Source organism: Flavobacterium sp. U410 (genome assembly GCF_053570605.1).
Window position 1 is genome coordinate 41,765 of sequence record NZ_JBSEFI010000011.1, and the last position, 16,391, is coordinate 58,155.

Below are 16,391 nucleotides of genomic sequence, written 5' to 3' on the forward strand. Positions count from 1 at the left end.
GATGAAAAAAATAATTTACATAGTAATTGGTGTAGTGTTGGTTGGAGGCACTATTGTTACTTTAATCAATAATAAAAAGCAAAACGAAGCAGATACTGCCATTGTTGCTCAGGAAAATAGTAGCGTAGCAGTTCGTGTAGCTACAGTAACCACAGGATTCGTTGAAGACGGATTTATTGCTAACGGAAATTTTGCACCATCTCAAGAGGTTGAATTTTCTGCGGAACAATCTGGAAAAGTAATAAGTGTTTTAGTAAAAGAGGGCGATAAAGTTGTTAAAGGTCAAACATTAGCTGTTATCAGAGGTGATGTAGCAAGTGTTCAGGCACAAAATGCAAATGCTGTTTATCAAAATGCTTTAAACGATTATAACCGATATGAAAGTGCTTTTAAAACAGGAGGTGTAACCAAACAACAATTAGATCAGGCAAGAATTAATATGGTTAATGCCAAAGCTCAATTAGACCAAGCAAACATCAGCTTGGGAGATACTAGAGTTAAAGCGCCCTTCACAGGAATCATCAACAAGAAATACATTGAAGTCGGAACAATCTTAAGCGCAATGCCTCCAACACAAATGTTTGAAATAGTAAACACAAATTCTTTAAAATTAAAAGTTGCAGTCAGCGAAAGTCAAATTACGCAATTAAAAGTAGGCGCTACTGTAAAGGTTAAAGCAAGTGTTTATCCCGACAAAGAATTTTCAGGAACAATTACTTTTATTGCTGCTAAAGCAGATGAATCATTGAATTTCCCTGTTGAAGTTGCAATAACAAATAATCCAAATGGCGAAATTAAAGCAGGAATGTATGGTTCAGTTATATTTGAATCTGTAAAAGAAAAACAGTCTGAACTTATGACAATTCCAAGAAGTGCTTTCGTTGGAAGCGTAAGCAGCAATCAAGTCTTTATTGTAGAAAATGAAACAGCCAAATTAAAAAAGATAGTGTCAGGAAGAATATTTGGTGATAAAGTAGAAATTTTAGATGGTTTGAAAAACGGAGATGTTGTGGTAACAAGCGGTCAAATTAACTTAAATGACAATACTAAAGTTTCTATTGTAAAATAAGTTTTAAAGTTAAAATATATGAAAATTGTAGATATATCAATTAAAAGGCCTTCAATGGTAATCGTATTATTTACGATTCTCTTATTAGGAGGTTTATACAGCTATAAGCAGTTAAGTTATGAGTTGATTCCTAAGTTTGAAATTAATGTTGTTACTGTTTCAACGGTATATCCCGGGGCTTCTCCAAGTGAAGTTGAAAATACAGTAACCAAAAAAATTGAAGATGCTGTTTCAACGATGGAAAACATTAAGAAGCTGGAATCAAAATCGTACGAAAGTTTATCTGTAGTAATGATTACATTAACTGCTGATGCCGATGCCGATTATGCATTGAATGACGCTCAACGTAAAATAAATGCAGTATTAAAAGACTTACCGGATGATGTAGATCCGCCTTCATTGAGTAAATTTTCCTTAAGTGATTTGCCTATTATGACTATCGGAGCAACGGCAAACATGGATGAAATTGAATTTTACGATCTATTGGATAAAAAAATACAGCCTATTGTTTCTCGTGTTCCCGGTGTGGCACAAGTTAACTTAGTAGGTGGTGAAGAAAGGGAAATTAAAGTAAGTTTAGACGCAACAAAATTACAAGGTTTCGGACTGTCTATACCACAAGTGCAACAAGCTGTTTTATCCTCAAATTTAGATTTCCCTACAGGGAATATAAAAACTAGAGAAAATAGTACAACCATTCGTTTATCCGGGAAATACAAATCAGTTGATGAATTGCGTAATCTGGTTATTTCCTCAAATAACGGAATACAAATTCGTTTAAGCGATGTAGCAGATGTTCAAGATGCGCAAGAAGATGTAACTAAAATTTCTCGCATCAACCAAAAAGGATCAATCATCTTACAAGTAATCAAACAGTCTGATGCTAATGCTGTTGAGGTAAGTCAAAAAGTAAAAGAAGTTATTGCTAAAATAGAAAACGATTATAGCAAATCAAACGTAAAGTTGAAAGTGGCTAACGATAGTAGTGAGTTTACTTTAACAGCAGCAGATTCAGTAATGCATGACTTATTCTTGGCTGTAATTTTAGTAGCATTTGTAATGCTATTCTTTTTACACAGTTTACGTAATGCGGTAATTGTAATGATCTCTATTCCTGCCTCTTTGATTGCTACTTTTATCGGAATATCATTAATGGGATATACATTGAACCTAATGAGTTTACTAGGTTTGTCACTAGTAGTTGGTATCCTGGTGGATGACGCCATTGTGGTTCTGGAAAATATTCACCGCCACATGGAAATGGGGAAAAACAAAGTGCGTGCTGCCTATGACGGTGCCGCAGAGATTGGATTTACGGTAACCGCAATTACACTAGTAATTGTAGTTGTATTTTTACCTATTGCAATGAGTACAGGCTTGGTTTCAAATATCATTACTCAATTTTGTGTTACAGTAATTATTGCAACTATGTTGTCTTTATTGGCCTCATTTACAATTGTGCCTTGGTTGTTCTCTCGTTACGGGAAATTAGAACACTTAAATAAAGAGTCACTATTCGGACAAGTAATTTTAGGATTCGAGAACTATTTGGAACGATTTACTCATGCTGTTACTGATGTTTTAAAATGGTCTTTAAATCATAAAAAAACAACATTATTGATTATGGTCATTGCCTTTTTCGGTTCCGTTTTTGGACTACTAGGCGGCGGATTTATAGGTGGTGAATTCTTTGCGAAAACGGATAAAGGTGAGTTTTTGGTGCAAATTGAAATGCCAAAAGATGTTTCCATCGAGCAAACCAATTTCATGACACAAAAAGCAGAAGAGTATTTGAGAAAAGACAAAAATATTGTAGACATGATTACTACAGTAGGACAAACCAGTGAAGGGATGGGAGCTACACAATCTACAGCTTACAAAGCAGAAATTTTGATTTCATTGGTCGAAAAATCAAAACGTGATGACAACTCATTTATTTACGCTGCAAAAATCAAACGTCAATTAGAAAAAGTATTAGTAGGAGCCAAAGTAAAAACTGTTCCGATGGGATTATTAGGAGCAGATCAAGCACCAATATCTTTAACAGTGACCGGACCTAATTTTGAAGATGTAATGGCTTTCGCCCAAAAAGCTGCTATAGAATTGAAAAAAGTACCGGGAGCATCTGAAGTAAAATTAACTTCTGAAGCCGGAAACCCTGAAATTAAAGTCCAAGTTGATCGTGATAAAATGGCACTATTGGGATTAGACTTGCAAACAGTTGGTTTAACCATGCAAACGGCATTTAACGGAAATACTGACGGAAAGTTCAGAGCCGGAGAATATGAATATGATATTAATATCCGTTTTAATGAAAAAGACCGTTCTACAGTAGAAGATGTAAGAAACTTGATATTCTTAAATAACTTAGGACAACAAGTGAAATTATTTCAGTTTGCAGAAGTTATCGAAAGCTCTGGACCAAGTATGTTGGAAAGAAGAGATAAAAGTACCGCTGTAACTATCGAAGCTCAATCTGTAGGAAGACCTTCCGGTACCATTGCTACAGAATGGGAAACTGTTTTCTCTAAAATGGAACGTCCTACAGGTGTTAATTATGTTTGGGGTGGTGATATGGAAAATCAAACAGAAGGTTTCGGTACATTAGGAGTTGCATTATTAGCCGCAATTATATTAGTTTACCTGGTAATGGTCGCACTATATGATGACTTTATCACACCATTCGTAGTATTATTTTCAATACCGCTTTCCTTTATAGGAGCGTTGTTTGCCCTAGCTTTAACAAATAACTCCTTGAATATTTTTACAATCTTAGGGATTATCATGTTGATTGGTTTGGTAACAAAAAATGCGATCTTACTTGTTGACTTTGCTAATCATAGGAAATCTGAAGGAGAATCTACATTTGATGCTCTTGTTCAGGCAAACCACGCGCGTCTGCGTCCAATCTTAATGACTACCATTGCCATGGTAATCGGTATGATTCCTATTGCATTAGCAAAAGGAGCTGCAGCTGAGATGAACAACGGATTAGCTTGGGTAATCATAGGTGGTTTAATTTCATCGTTATTCCTGACCTTAGTTGTTGTTCCGGTTGTGTATGCAATTTTTGATAGTCTGAAAAGAAAGTTCGGTAAAGAAGAAAAAATAAATTATGCTGAACTAATGGAAGCAGATTATACTCATACAGAATTAAGTGATGACGGTTTTACATCAAAACATTCTATATAACGCATAAAAATAAACCTGACTAAAAAAGCTGTTCAAATTGAACAGCTTTTTTTATTTTTGTAAAAATTTTATCATGAATAAATTACTGCCGAGTATACTTATATGCCTTTCGTTTTGCTCCTCTCATTCCCAAAGCTTCGTTAAAAGATTATCTGTAAATTTAAAAAAGAATCAGGATGTTTTTCAATTTATTGATAGTACTTCTCATTCTGTGTCCTTATTTTTGAGTGATAAAGAACGTGTGAATATTTTAAACCTTGACAACAAATTCAATCTAACGGATTCTTTATCTGTAGAGCGACCTGATAAAAAATTTGAAACAATAGTTGGCTTTACCAAACAAGAAAATTCAAAACAGCTTTTTTGGAGCAAATCCAATGAAAAAGAAATTTTAAGACAAGATATTGACTTACTTAACAAAACTCAAAAAATAAATAGCTATTCGTTTGATCCAAAAACAGAAAAAAAAGTATTAGAGATCTCAGAAAACAACTCTTTTTATTACGTTACAATTCCTGTAAATAGTAATATTTTAAAATTTTATATAATAGATAACACAGGTTCATTGTCTACTCAGGAATTAGATCTGAGTGGCATTTCTTTTTTTGATTCAAAGTATAAAAAAGCTTCTCTTTATGCTATTTTTGATGAAAATCTTCTTCCTTTTGAATCACGTTTTGCCTTACAAAAAATATCCTCTGAAAGTCCAGTTTCACTAACATTTGCATCAAAAAAGAGGAAGTATTATGTTGAAAAAGGAATTTTGAATATTACTTTTGACACCAATTTTGATTTCACCCAAGTACTAACAATCAATCTAAAAACATTAAAATTTAGTGAGAAGAAAATAAAGAAACCCTATATTTTTTCTGAAAATGCATTTGCTATTAATTCTAATTCTTTCCTTTATAGGGATTATATCTTTCAATTAAAATTAACTTCTGACGAACTGGTTCTCTCCATGAAAACACTTAATGATTCTCTTTTGAAAGAATATCGGGTAACAAAAGATGAAGAAATTAATTTTAAAAATTCTGAGATTATCCAATTAGGAACTGATATGGGAAATGAAACTCGTATTTTATATAAAACTTCTCAATATCTTAGAAAAGTAAACAACTCTAATGTTGGAGTTTCATGTTATGGAAATGAAAGCGAATTTTGGTTGACAATAGGTAGTGTTTCAGAACTTAGAAATACTAACACTGGAATTTATGGTGGATTATTTGGTGTTTCCGGCGTACTTATTAGTTATATGTTAACAAACCCGATATACGATAATTTTAATTCGTATGCCAATAGGAAAGTAGTTTATATTAACAGTATTTTAGACCAAGATGGAAATCATCTTACAAAATCATCTTCAAAAAATGCCTTTGATAAGATACAAGGATATAATGAAAATTTGCGTGGGGTTACTTCTCAAACTATCTTTAAAATAGAAGACAAATACTATTTTGGCTACTATATTCCTTCTCAAAAAAATTATGAAATTAAAATGTTTGTAGACTAATGAATAAAATTCCTTTTTTTTCTCTCTTTTTGATTGTTCTTAATTCCTGTCAAAACACTTCCACTTTTACAGAACATAAGACCAAAAATTTCAGTATTGAAATCCGTAGTGATTTAAATGAAACTAACGATTTGAATGATGATGCTGTTTTACAGTTTAAAAATGAATTTGAGGAACTATACCTTATTGTTCTGGAAGAAACAAAAACAGATGTTGCCCAATATTTTCCGGAAATCATTGAGGAGAACGATCCTGAAAAAAGAATTGAATTATATGCAGATGTTCTCTCAGAAAATTATGAAGCTAATTTTGATCTGGAAAATTATTCCGGGTATATCCCTAAAGAAATAAATGGGTCAAGCGCCATTGAAATGACATTTAACGCCGTAGAATCTAAAAATGGTCTCAATGTTTTTTATTATGTAACTTTTATTGAAACTGACACCCATTTTTATCAGATATTAACATGGACTCTTTTCAATAAAAAAGCCGAAATGATAGATAGTATGGAAAAAATGATCCTTTCCTTTAAAAGCAGAGATCAAAAAGCAAAACTAAAAAAGGCTACCAAAGGGTAGCCTTAAAATTTGAAATTTATTTGGTTGAGTTAGTTTTTTACTAATGCATCGCTTGACCATTTTTTCACTTCAGCAATTCTACTATTGTTAAAATCTACTTCGCTCAATGTATTGCCACTCCAAAAAAACCATTTGCCTGTTTTTGCTCCTTCTTTGTATTCACCAATCGCTTGTTTGGTTCCGTCTTCATTAAATGCAACCCATTTGCCATGTAATTTTCCGTTCAAATAATATCCTTCTTGTTTGATCTGTCCATTATCATAATAATAAGTAGCTTTAACCATTTGGTTTTCCACTTCAAATTTAGGCTTAACTTCTTGCGCAAACATCAAAGTTGAAACCATCATAAATCCTGCAATCACTAAATTTTTCATAACGCAATAGTATTAATTAGTTAACAATTATATAACAAATATATAAATTGTTTTACAATAAAAAAACTTTGTCTTAACAATTTGGTAACATTGAGGTGAAATTTAACATTGAGAACATAAAAAAAGCGACATAGTTTTATGTCGCTTAATTCTAATTATTTGATGTTTTTTATTTTAAATGCTCATCAAGTAAGTTATGAATATCTGTAGAAGATGGTCTAGGAGCATCTGCATTAATAATTTCTCCTTGTTTACCAATTAAGATAAAACGAGGAATACCATTGATTTGGTAATTCTTAACAAATTCTGAAGACCAACTGTTATCAGCAAAAAGTTGAATTCCTCCTAATTCTTTATCGGTAACAAATTTTTGCCATTTGTCATGATCTTTCAATGCATCTACCGAAATACTCACAAAAGCAATATTTTTTCCGTGGTATTTTTTCTCCAATTCTTTTAAATGAGGAATTTCAGCTCTACAAGGTCCACACCAAGTAGCCCAAACATCAATATATACTAATTTCCCTTTTAAATCTTCTAATTTTGTTTTTCCTCCTTTATGATTTTCGTAATCAAAATCAGGCGAGGCCTTTCCATTCATTTTCTTTACTTTTTGACTTTCGGCATAGTAGTTTTCTAACCCTTTCATGTTTTGCTCTAAAGTGGCTTTATAGCTACTCACAAAGGTCTCACTCAATTTTTTGTTTCCTTCTAACTTAGCAGCTACCTCTTTTTTCTTTTTTTCAATAGTTGCTTTAAACTTTTCTTCATCAGCATTTAATAAGGAATCAAAATCCATATTTTCATCATCTAAAGCCATTTGAGCTAAAAAATTGTTTTCTTCAGCACCTTTTCCTTTGTATTTAATAGATTCATCAAATTCTTTAGCATCCATTGTCAAGGTTAAATCAAAACCGTTTTTCAAATACAGTTGGGTGTATTCATTACCGTCTGAAAGTTGATAAAACCCTTCTGTTACTTCAAATTTATCTTTAAAAACACCGTTCTTATCTGCCACAATAATTTTAGTAAATCGGTTGGCTCCTCTGATAATTAAAGAATCTCCATTTCGGTTTTCGATCTTAGCAGTAAAAGTTACTGTATCATTATCTATAACAGCAAATGACAACAGCACAAATACAAATAATAAAGCAAATAGTTTTTTCATAAGTTATGTTTAATTTTTGTAAAGTTACTCTTTTTAAACTTTTAGAAAAGCAAAAAAGTAGCACAATAGTTTATCTATAGTACAGCCATACTATTTTTTGTGTTATTTTTGCAGAAAAATAATAAAAATGTACAGAAGTCATACTTGCGGCGAACTTAATGTCGCTAATGTAAATAATGAAGTTACTCTTGCCGGCTGGGTTCAAAAAACACGTGATAAAGGTTTTATGATTTGGGTCGATTTACGTGACCGTTATGGAATTACCCAATTGATTTTTGACGAACAAAGAACTGCTGCTGATGTATTTGAAAAAGCAAAAACATTAGGAAGAGAATTTGTAATTCAAGTAAAAGGAACTGTCATTGAGCGCGAATCCAAAAATAAAAATATTGCAACAGGAGATATCGAAATTTTGGTATCTGAGTTAAACATATTAAACCAAGCGGTTCTTCCTCCATTCACTATTGAAGACGAAACGGATGGTGGTGAAGATATTCGTATGAAATACCGCTATTTGGATATTCGTAGAAATCCGGTTAAAAATAATTTATTGTTCCGTCACAATGTGGCTATGGAAGTCCGTAAATATCTTTCTAACCAAGGGTTTTGCGAAGTAGAAACGCCTTATTTAATTAAATCAACTCCGGAAGGAGCTCGCGATTTTGTGGTACCAAGCCGCATGAACGAAGGTCAGTTTTATGCCCTTCCACAATCGCCACAAACCTTCAAACAGTTGTTAATGGTAGGTGGAATGGATAAATATTTCCAAATCGTGAAATGTTTCCGTGATGAAGATTTACGTGCCGACCGTCAACCGGAGTTTACTCAAATTGACTGCGAAATGGCATTCGTTGAACAAGAAGACATTTTGAACATGTTTGAAGGGTTAACACGTCATTTACTGAAAGAAATAAAAGGTCTTGAAGTAGACAAGTTCCCAAGAATCACGTATGATTATGCCATGAAAACCTATGGTAATGACAAACCGGATATTCGTTTCGGAATGAAATTTGGCGAATTAAACGAAGTGGCTCAACACAAAGATTTTGGTGTTTTCAACAGCGCTGAATTAGTTGTGGGTATTGCTGTTCCGGATTGTGCTTCTTACACCCGTAAACAAATTGACGAATTAATTGATTGGGTAAAACGTCCTCAAGTAGGTGCTTCGGGAATGGTATATTGCAAATACGAAGCGGATGGAAGTCTTAAATCTTCTGTAGATAAATTTTACGATCAAGAAGATTTGAAAAAATGGGCTGAAGTTACCGGTGCTCAACCAGGCGATTTAATTTTAGTTCTTTCAGGTCCGGCAAATAAAACACGTGCGCAATTAAGTGCTTTACGTATGGAATTAGGTAACCGTTTAGGATTGCGTAAACCGGATGAATTTGCACCACTTTGGGTAGTGGATTTCCCGCTATTAGAATGGGATGAAGAAAGCGAGCGTTATCACGCGATGCACCATCCGTTTACTTCACCAAAACCGGAAGATATTCATTTAATAGATTCTAATCCGGGAGCAATCAGAGCTAATGCTTACGATATGGTGTTAAACGGAAATGAAATTGGCGGTGGTTCTATTCGTATTCACGATAAAGGACTACAAGCTAAAATGTTTGAATTATTAGGATTTAGCAAAGAAGAAGCTGAAAACCAATTTGGGTTCTTAATGAATGCATTCCAATTCGGTGCACCGCCACACGGAGGTTTAGCTTTTGGTTTAGACCGATTGGTATCTATTTTAGGTGGTCAAGAAACGATTCGTGACTTTATTGCTTTCCCTAAAAACAATAGTGGTAGAGACGTTATGATTGATGCACCTTCAGTTATCGACAACAAGCAATTAGACGAATTACATATTCAATTGAAATAATATCTTTGTCACTCCGACGAAAGGAGGAGTCTCATAATTTATATGATGATATTTCTCCAGCTGGGCGAAATGACAAATTAGAAATTTTAAAAAAATTCATTTTTTTCAAATGAAATACGTTGTACAAATATTATTAGTTGGATTTTTCGGTCTTGTCGGATACGGATTTTACCTAAATTCAGTTTTGCCAAAATCGGGCGATAAATGGATTGGTTTAGGAGTCCTCATTTTAGCATTTGGGTTAATGCCTTTGTTCATCATTCATCGATATAAACGAAGTAAATTGAAAGAGTTTTTGGATTCTCAAATGAGCGAGAAAGGAAAAGAAAATTCTGAGAATCAATAAATTTCTTGTCAAAAAACTTTGAAATGTAATTAATAAGACTATCTTTGAACATTATTAATTATTTATTTTTTATTTAATGCGAACAGGCAAAGTAAAATTCTTCAATGAAGAAAAAGGTTACGGTTTCATTACTGATGATGCAACTGGAAAAGACATTTTCGTACACGTTACAGGTTTGAAGGTAGAGAAATTAGAGCAAGGAGAAGCTGTTAGTTACGAAGAAGAAGACGGAAAAAAAGGTAAAATAGCTGCTCAAGTAGTAGTTATCGAAGACTAATATAGATTACGATTATTATTTTTTGATTACCTAGAGTACAAAAATCCCGAGCAATGCTCGGGATTTTTTTGTTTAAATTGATAGTTAATTTGTATTATAAATTTTTAAACCATTCGTTGTATTTTTGACCTAAAACAGGAACGGCTACTTGTTTCCCATTTATTGCATTTATCAATCCTATAATCCACATATAAAACAATAAAAAGACACCTAAAATACTTACTAACCAACCTAAAACAGGAATAATTCCTATTAAACCAAGTGCAAATCCTGTAACAGCTATTCCTAAACTCTGTTTGATATGAAAGTTTGAGAATTCATACTTTTTGTCACTATTCATTACAAAGGCAATGATCAATCCGACAAGTGTTAAATAAGCTATGAGTGCAATGTCTTTTCCTTGAACTTCTTTATTTTCCATTTTTTAAATATTTTATAGTTATTCTTTAGTGTTTCTTTTTTAAAAAAGTAAACATCATTCATAAAAAAATCGCCAACTATAATGGCTGACGATTTTTACTTAACCAAACTTTAAAATGTAAAAAATTACTTTTTGTACTGATAATCAGAAGTTTTAAACTCATAAGGATTTGGACCATAATTAAGTAGTTCCAACTTAAAATCGGGACGTTGAATATGCGTTACCAAATCTGCTTTACCAAAAATATTGATATAATCCAGACCAATGGTTATTCGCACATCTCCATTGAGTCTTGAAAATCCATAAATTTGATAACTGTTTATCGGAATTTGTGCTGTTGCAAAGAGCAACTCACTTCCTTGCATTTTTAAATAATCGAATTGATATCCTTTACAAATTATATTCTTTTGTTGAATGTTGGACTGGTCGATTGTTTTGGTAATAGCTAATGGTTTTAATAAATTATCATAGACCTCATCAACTGTAACGGCTGAAATGTTTTGTTTCAATACCATTTTTAGACCATTTTCACTTGTTCCGTAGATTTCATAATCTCCGTTTGGATATGAAATTACTGCTTGTATCATATCGTCGTTTGGAACATATAAAATTTGTTGCGTTTCTTCATTTACATAAAACCAAAGTTCTTCTTTTAAATCGTCCATTTCATATTGATACGTTAACGCATTTGGGAAATATTGAATGCTGTCTGGTTCCTCTTTATGTTCTAAAACCAAAGATTGTTTTTCATGATTGAGCACAGTTTTCTCTTGTTGTTTTTGACAACTTAGAAGAATAAAAAAGAACATGCAAACAACTGTTTTCTTCATTAGTTTACTATTATTAAAAAGCGAACAGGTTTAATTTCTCCTTTTACACCAATAGGTTTTGTTTCTAAAACTACTTCATATTTTCCTGAAGGAATTTCAGATATTCGATCGTTGGAATTCGTTTGAAGATTTGATAAAATCGAAATAAAATCAAATGTTTCTACCGGCATAAGCATATCACCAGGAAAGAATGGAATTGGATTTCGTTTGATGCTTCCTATGATTTTTCCATCACGTTTTACCGTTGTTGTAAAAACGAATTGAACTACTTCTTTTTTATCTGAGTTTAACGGAATGGCATCAGTGGAAAAGATGAAATGTATAGGATAATTTCCATCTCTAAAAGCAGCATACAAATTGACAGCTTTGTTGTTTTTCAATTTTATTTCGGTTTTAGATTGTTCACCTAAAAGCATTTCTCCTTGTACCAATTGTGCTTTAGAAACAAAACTGCATAAAGTTATGATTGTGATTAATATTATTTTTTTCATTTTATTTATTTTAATTTGCGTTGTAATATTCGTTTAGCACTTTTGTTGGTCGCTTATCGTGAAAATCTATTGTATATTCTATTCCCGCACCATATTTTTGGGTTTGTCGGTATAAGGTATAGCTTATCACAAATGTTCTTTTTGCTACTTTATCTGAGGTTGTGACCGTCATTTTTGCACGATATCTTCCATCAGCAGAATCATAAATAAATGGCACTTCATTGAATGTAAACCCTAGTTCGGTTTTGCCTCCTACTTTATGATAGATGTATGTTTTTCCATTTTGGATTACGAATTTTGGCAAGTTAGAATTTGCATCTCTGTTTATAAAAACTTGAGCTGAAGTTGAAAATCCAATTAGTATAAAAAACAGGAATACTATATTTTTCATGCGCTTATAATTTTTGTTTAATAATCTGTTTCGCTACTTCAATTGATTTTTGTTTGTTAACCGATTCGTCGTCACTTACCTCAACCGTTATTTCAAACTCTAATCCTTTATAAAATACTTTAAGCTGTTTGTACTTGTTGTTCCAAGTAGCATAATCTCCTACATTAGAAACCTCAGTATACGATTGACCGTTCATTAAACCGTTACCCATTTCTTTTGATAAATCGGCTTGTTCTTTAGTCGCTTTTCCTTCGCCTACCATTTCGTTCAACTTTTTATCCATCACTTCATTTGCTTTCTTAATCTCTTCGGCTGTTGGCGTATGATAATCGAATTTGAATTTATCTAATGTGGTATTTCTTACCCAAGCAATTTTTACAAAATCATTTATAGGAACATTCATTTCTTTATTAGTAATCGGGTTGTTTACTTTTTTCATTCTTCCTTTATCCCAATTGTAAGAAACACTATGTGTTGCCGGATCTTTTAAAATCTTACTATAATCTTTTCTTGCTTCGTTAGACGCATAACCTGTTGCTTCGCTGGCAATTTCTAAGGTTAATAATTCGTCTAATTTACCGTTGTATTCGTCAGAAGTTTTGCCAATGGCTTGTTCGACAGCATCATTAACTTCTTGTTCCATTACAGTTGAACTTCCTTCTTTTTTGCAAGAAAAGGCAAAGAGAAAAATACTGGTTAGTGCTAATATTGTTGCTTTCATAAGTTTAAATTCTTTATTTTGTTAATATTCAAAGTAATACTCTTTATATCCGTTGAATTGAACTGACTTTGTTACCGGTTCAATTTTGGTTACTTTTAAGTTGATGGATTCGGTTCCGTGTTTACCATCAATTTCTAAAACGCCGTGATTTTTTAAATTTGGAAAACCTACTTTATCTGCCATAAACATGGTGGTAAAAGGCATTACATTATGATAAAAAGGCAAAGGTTTTACTGTAATCCACCAAGTCATTGTCATTCTCCCTTTTTCATCTTGTGCCGTTATTTGATAAGCGTTACATAAATGACCTGCAATACTCTTAGTTTGATTTAACTTTTTCATTGTTGGTTTACTGCTATTTGGAGAAAATAAAAAATTCTTTGTATAAGTAGTAACCGCTATTTTTTTGTTCTTATCAGAAAGTCCGAAAACTGTACTCAATCCATCATTTCTAATAGCCCAATATTGAAATTTGCCTCCGCCATCAGCCATATCTGTAGCAGGAACTAAGCTCAAATTTCCTTGTAAACTTTGTTTGTCTAACAGAATAAGTGTGCCTTCTTGGTTTACGTAATAATCATAATTTGCAAAAGCACTTCCATCAGCACCATAGTTTTTAACTGATATTGAAATTTTCTGTTTCCCGTAAAAAGGTGTTCCGGTATAAGGTCTTGTTTTTACATATTGATTATTAATCTCAGTTCCAAAACCATCAGAATCTTCATTTGCATTCGTATTACTCCCATTGTTTGAACCATTATTATAAAAAACATTGTCTTTACAGAATTGTTCGCGCAATGTTACTTTGGTTTGCTCCAGATAATTTATCATTGTAGCATCTGCACCATTTTTCTTTGCATTTTCTATTTCAACATCCATTTGTTTCATAATAGAATCGCATTTTATTTCTTGTGAATTACTAAATGAACCAATTAGTAACGTTATAATGAAAATTAATTTTCTCATTTCTTTATAATTTTTTGAGTGATTTTTTTATCAGTTGTTGAATTTGAAATTGTGATGTAGTAAATTCCTACTGGTACTGAAGTAAAATCGATGGTTTCATTATTGATTCTTAACTTTATTTCTTGACCAACAGCATTGAAAATATCAATTTGATAAGCTTCTATATTTTCAATGTTAAACTTCACGTAATCTTGAGTTGGATTCGGATAGATTTGAATTTTATCATCTAAAGTAACCTCATCAATTCCTAAAGTTCCCGTTCCAAATCTCCATAATTCATAACCTTCTGCAGTAGTTGTAGCTTCAACATATAAATTGTTATTCCAAACTTTCATTGGTCGCTCAAAAACTTGGCTTGGTTGCGTAGTTGATCCAGAGTAAAACGAAAGTTGTATAAAAGTTCCATCTGCAGGATTACCTTCCCATAATTGAGACGGACTATTATCACCACTCATTAAAAAATATAATTTATTATCATTAGCCGTAATCCAATAAATAGGTCTTGAACTTGGCGAACCACTGTGTGTAACAGGGATTGAAACTTGGGTTGTAGTTCCGTCAGTTTCATAAATTTGATACACTAATCCACCATTTGGAGACGATTGCTCTTTAGCAGCGAAATAGAGTTTATCGTTTAGAACTGTGAAATATGGATTACCATCATCAGCCAAATAGCCCGCAACTGGTGTTAGAAAATTATTTCCAGTAGCATTGAAGTTATAAACTATTTCTACTTTGTAATCGTTATCTGCAACACTGTAATAACATTTATAAACGTCTTGATTTCCATAAGTTGCTGTGTTACCAAAGAAAAACAACTCATCATTTAAAACCGTTAATTTATCAAATGATGTTATTCCTGTTGTTCCCAGAATTACAAAATTATTAGTTGCTCCATTGGTATAATATAATTTTCCATCAGCAACTGTAAATAACTTGTTATCGAAAATGATTAAATAAAGATAGCCACTTGTATTATTAGATGGATAAACATTTAAAACAGATGTCTGATTATTAAATATGGGCTCGTATTTATAAATCTCTCTATGACCCGTGTTATTATCTGTATAAACAAAGAATAAATTATTCCCTAACTTCTTAAAATTCAAGTTTAAACCTGAACTTTCGTTTGTGTTAAGTTCCGAAACTTTTACGGTTCCTATTTCGGTTCCGTCTGTTTTCCACAAATCGTATCCAGTTCCTGAAATGTCTTCCGCAAAAAAATATAGAAACCCATTTCCTTCTAACATTGCCATCATGTTATCTGAATGATTTGAAGAAGATCCAGAACCTACATTAATGTCTTTTACTAAAGTTATAGTTGTTCCGTCAGTTTTAAAAAGTTCTCTGCCATGAACACCATCATCTGCAGTAAAATACAATTCTCCATTAAAAACTGTAAAATTGCTAGGATTACTACTTCCAGAAAAATTTGGATTCAAATTCATAACCAAACTTGTTCCAGCTTGAGTTCCATTAGTTTTATATAATTCAGTTCCAATTCCGCTAACATTTGTACCTGTAGCAGAAAAATACAATTCGCCATTAAATTCTGTAAAAAACATTGGATTTGAACTATTTGTTCCTGAAGCTATAATAATTTGTTCCCAATTTTGAGCTATTCCAAGTATTGGAAACAATAGAAAAATAAATAGTAGCTTTCTCATTTTTTAATGATTTTCTTTGTTACAGTAACCAATTTTTCTTCGTTTGTAAAAACCAAATAATAGGTTCCGCTGCTTAAAAAGTTTAAATTCATAGAATCTTGATTTACGAATGTTGAGGTAATTTGTTTTCCAGTTACATCATAAATTTGAACTTGCCAATGGGTTATGTCTTTATGTTGAATAAACAATTCGTTTTCAACCGGATTAGGATATATTACTAATGCTATATTTTGATTATTTACCTCATCAATAGTTAAGGTGTTAAGCAAACTTATTTGGTATAAAACAGATTCTCCTACGGTAAGGTTTCCATCAGAATAGGTTCTATTAAAAGCTTCTCCTACTAACGATTTTCCATTAGTGGAAGCAGTATAACCACCACTAAAGGTTTGACGGTATAATTGTTGCGAGAAACAATTGACCGATAAGAAAAGGAATAGTAGAATTGTTTTCATTTGTTTAGATTTTTTTTTGTTATTGGCAACAAATGGAATCGCTTTTTTAATCATTGGTG

The 16,391-nt window shown here is 32.3% G+C and carries 17 protein-coding genes; 7 read left to right on the top strand and 10 right to left on the bottom strand.

All coding sequences use genetic code 11. The annotated features are described in order from the left end of the window. The first annotated feature begins 1 nt into the window (after nt 1). The 4 genes from ACUSJC_RS08785 to ACUSJC_RS08800 all read left to right on the top strand — a co-directional run bounded on the left by ACUSJC_RS08785 (nt 2) and on the right by ACUSJC_RS08800 (nt 6,352). On the top strand, nt 2–1,069 hold the full coding sequence (locus ACUSJC_RS08785; protein WP_449269197.1) for an efflux RND transporter periplasmic adaptor subunit: 1,068 nt from the start codon (nt 2–4) through the stop codon (nt 1,067–1,069). Between the two features lie 18 nt (nt 1,070–1,087). Beyond that, nucleotides 1,088–4,261, top strand: coding sequence for an efflux RND transporter permease subunit (locus tag ACUSJC_RS08790; RefSeq protein WP_449269198.1), 3,174 nt, complete (start codon nt 1,088–1,090; stop codon nt 4,259–4,261). 73 nt (nt 4,262–4,334) lie between these two features. Further along, nucleotides 4,335–5,774, top strand: coding sequence for a hypothetical protein (locus tag ACUSJC_RS08795; protein ID WP_449269199.1), 1,440 nt, complete (start codon nt 4,335–4,337; stop codon nt 5,772–5,774). Beyond that, complete coding sequence (locus tag ACUSJC_RS08800; protein WP_449269200.1) at nt 5,774–6,352, top strand: hypothetical protein; 579 nt, start codon at nt 5,774–5,776, stop codon at nt 6,350–6,352. Before ACUSJC_RS08795 ends, ACUSJC_RS08800 begins: the two co-directional genes overlap by 1 nt. 29 nt (nt 6,353–6,381) lie before the next feature. On the opposite strand, the gene ACUSJC_RS08805 is transcribed toward ACUSJC_RS08800, so the two are convergent. Both ACUSJC_RS08805 and ACUSJC_RS08810 read right to left on the bottom strand, forming a co-directional pair. Continuing rightward, complete coding sequence (locus ACUSJC_RS08805; protein ID WP_449269201.1) at nt 6,382–6,726, bottom strand: toxin-antitoxin system YwqK family antitoxin; 345 nt, start codon at nt 6,724–6,726, stop codon at nt 6,382–6,384. 169 nt (nt 6,727–6,895) lie between these two features. Then, nucleotides 6,896–7,894 carry a TlpA family protein disulfide reductase gene (locus ACUSJC_RS08810; protein WP_449269202.1) on the bottom strand — a complete coding sequence of 333 codons (999 nt, stop codon included), beginning with the start codon at nt 7,892–7,894 and terminating at the stop codon, nt 6,896–6,898. 127 nt (nt 7,895–8,021) lie between these two features. Here ACUSJC_RS08810 and aspS point away from each other — a divergent pair, with 127 nt between their 5' ends. The 3 genes from aspS to ACUSJC_RS08825 all read left to right on the top strand — a co-directional run bounded on the left by aspS (nt 8,022) and on the right by ACUSJC_RS08825 (nt 10,390). Then, the gene (gene aspS / locus ACUSJC_RS08815) at nt 8,022–9,767 is read left to right on the top strand and encodes an aspartate--tRNA ligase (RefSeq protein WP_449269203.1); all 1,746 of its coding nucleotides are present in this window, start codon (nt 8,022–8,024) and stop codon (nt 9,765–9,767) included. 109 nt (nt 9,768–9,876) lie between these two features. Beyond that, nucleotides 9,877–10,113, top strand: coding sequence for a hypothetical protein (locus tag ACUSJC_RS08820; RefSeq protein ID WP_449269204.1), 237 nt, complete (start codon nt 9,877–9,879; stop codon nt 10,111–10,113). Between the two features lie 76 nt (nt 10,114–10,189). Continuing rightward, entirely contained in the window at nt 10,190–10,390 is a 201-nt protein-coding gene (locus ACUSJC_RS08825; RefSeq protein WP_449269205.1) for a cold-shock protein, read from the top strand. Between the two features lie 94 nt (nt 10,391–10,484). Here ACUSJC_RS08825 and ACUSJC_RS08830 read toward each other — a convergent pair whose 3' ends face one another. From ACUSJC_RS08830 to ACUSJC_RS08865, 8 genes are all read right to left on the bottom strand, one after another. After that, a complete protein-coding gene (locus ACUSJC_RS08830) occupies nt 10,485–10,811 on the bottom strand; it encodes a DUF4870 domain-containing protein (RefSeq protein ID WP_449269206.1) in 327 nt (108 codons plus the stop codon). A 125-nt stretch (nt 10,812–10,936) separates the two neighbouring features. Continuing rightward, nucleotides 10,937–11,641 (bottom strand): hypothetical protein, encoded by a 705-nt coding sequence (locus ACUSJC_RS08835; RefSeq protein WP_449269207.1) that lies wholly within the window; start codon nt 11,639–11,641, stop codon nt 10,937–10,939. Next, nucleotides 11,641–12,132: a hypothetical protein gene (locus ACUSJC_RS08840; RefSeq protein WP_449269208.1), complete on the bottom strand. Its 492-nt coding sequence runs from the start codon at nt 12,130–12,132 to the stop codon at nt 11,641–11,643. Before ACUSJC_RS08840 ends, ACUSJC_RS08835 begins: the two co-directional genes overlap by 1 nt. 10 nt (nt 12,133–12,142) lie before the next feature. Further along, nucleotides 12,143–12,523 (bottom strand): hypothetical protein, encoded by a 381-nt coding sequence (locus tag ACUSJC_RS08845; RefSeq protein ID WP_449269209.1) that lies wholly within the window; start codon nt 12,521–12,523, stop codon nt 12,143–12,145. A 4-nt stretch (nt 12,524–12,527) separates the two neighbouring features. Continuing rightward, nucleotides 12,528–13,244 (bottom strand): hypothetical protein, encoded by a 717-nt coding sequence (locus ACUSJC_RS08850; protein ID WP_449269210.1) that lies wholly within the window; start codon nt 13,242–13,244, stop codon nt 12,528–12,530. A gap of 21 nt (nt 13,245–13,265) precedes the next feature. Beyond that, a complete protein-coding gene (locus tag ACUSJC_RS08855; protein WP_449269211.1) occupies nt 13,266–14,210 on the bottom strand; it encodes a hypothetical protein in 945 nt (314 codons plus the stop codon). After that, nucleotides 14,207–15,877 (bottom strand): T9SS type A sorting domain-containing protein, encoded by a 1,671-nt coding sequence (locus ACUSJC_RS08860; RefSeq protein WP_449269212.1) that lies wholly within the window; start codon nt 15,875–15,877, stop codon nt 14,207–14,209. The genes ACUSJC_RS08855 and ACUSJC_RS08860 overlap by 4 nt, the downstream gene beginning before the upstream one ends. Next, the gene (locus tag ACUSJC_RS08865) at nt 15,874–16,332 is read right to left on the bottom strand and encodes a T9SS type A sorting domain-containing protein (protein ID WP_449269213.1); all 459 of its coding nucleotides are present in this window, start codon (nt 16,330–16,332) and stop codon (nt 15,874–15,876) included. Before ACUSJC_RS08865 ends, ACUSJC_RS08860 begins: the two co-directional genes overlap by 4 nt. Between the last annotated feature and the right edge of the window lie 59 nt (nt 16,333–16,391).

Excerpts from the sequence above, each read along its gene's own strand:
- ACUSJC_RS08785 (WP_449269197.1), top strand. The coding sequence starts at position 2 with ATGAAAAAAATAATTTACATAGTAATTGGTGTAGTGTTGGTTGGAGGC.
- ACUSJC_RS08790 (WP_449269198.1), top strand. The coding sequence starts at position 1,088 with ATGAAAATTGTAGATATATCAATTAAAAGGCCTTCAATGGTAATCGTA.
- ACUSJC_RS08795 (WP_449269199.1), top strand. The coding sequence starts at position 4,335 with ATGAATAAATTACTGCCGAGTATACTTATATGCCTTTCGTTTTGCTCC.
- ACUSJC_RS08800 (WP_449269200.1), top strand. The coding sequence starts at position 5,774 with ATGAATAAAATTCCTTTTTTTTCTCTCTTTTTGATTGTTCTTAATTCC.
- ACUSJC_RS08805 (WP_449269201.1), bottom strand. The coding sequence starts at position 6,726 with ATGAAAAATTTAGTGATTGCAGGATTTATGATGGTTTCAACTTTGATG.
- ACUSJC_RS08810 (WP_449269202.1), bottom strand. The coding sequence starts at position 7,894 with ATGAAAAAACTATTTGCTTTATTATTTGTATTTGTGCTGTTGTCATTT.
- aspS (WP_449269203.1), top strand. The coding sequence starts at position 8,022 with ATGTACAGAAGTCATACTTGCGGCGAACTTAATGTCGCTAATGTAAAT.
- ACUSJC_RS08820 (WP_449269204.1), top strand. The coding sequence starts at position 9,877 with ATGAAATACGTTGTACAAATATTATTAGTTGGATTTTTCGGTCTTGTC.
- ACUSJC_RS08825 (WP_449269205.1), top strand. The coding sequence starts at position 10,190 with ATGCGAACAGGCAAAGTAAAATTCTTCAATGAAGAAAAAGGTTACGGT.
- ACUSJC_RS08830 (WP_449269206.1), bottom strand. The coding sequence starts at position 10,811 with ATGGAAAATAAAGAAGTTCAAGGAAAAGACATTGCACTCATAGCTTAT.
- ACUSJC_RS08835 (WP_449269207.1), bottom strand. The coding sequence starts at position 11,641 with ATGAAGAAAACAGTTGTTTGCATGTTCTTTTTTATTCTTCTAAGTTGT.
- ACUSJC_RS08840 (WP_449269208.1), bottom strand. The coding sequence starts at position 12,132 with ATGAAAAAAATAATATTAATCACAATCATAACTTTATGCAGTTTTGTT.
- ACUSJC_RS08845 (WP_449269209.1), bottom strand. The coding sequence starts at position 12,523 with ATGAAAAATATAGTATTCCTGTTTTTTATACTAATTGGATTTTCAACT.
- ACUSJC_RS08850 (WP_449269210.1), bottom strand. The coding sequence starts at position 13,244 with ATGAAAGCAACAATATTAGCACTAACCAGTATTTTTCTCTTTGCCTTT.
- ACUSJC_RS08855 (WP_449269211.1), bottom strand. The coding sequence starts at position 14,210 with ATGAGAAAATTAATTTTCATTATAACGTTACTAATTGGTTCATTTAGT.
- ACUSJC_RS08860 (WP_449269212.1), bottom strand. The coding sequence starts at position 15,877 with ATGAGAAAGCTACTATTTATTTTTCTATTGTTTCCAATACTTGGAATA.
- ACUSJC_RS08865 (WP_449269213.1), bottom strand. The coding sequence starts at position 16,332 with ATGAAAACAATTCTACTATTCCTTTTCTTATCGGTCAATTGTTTCTCG.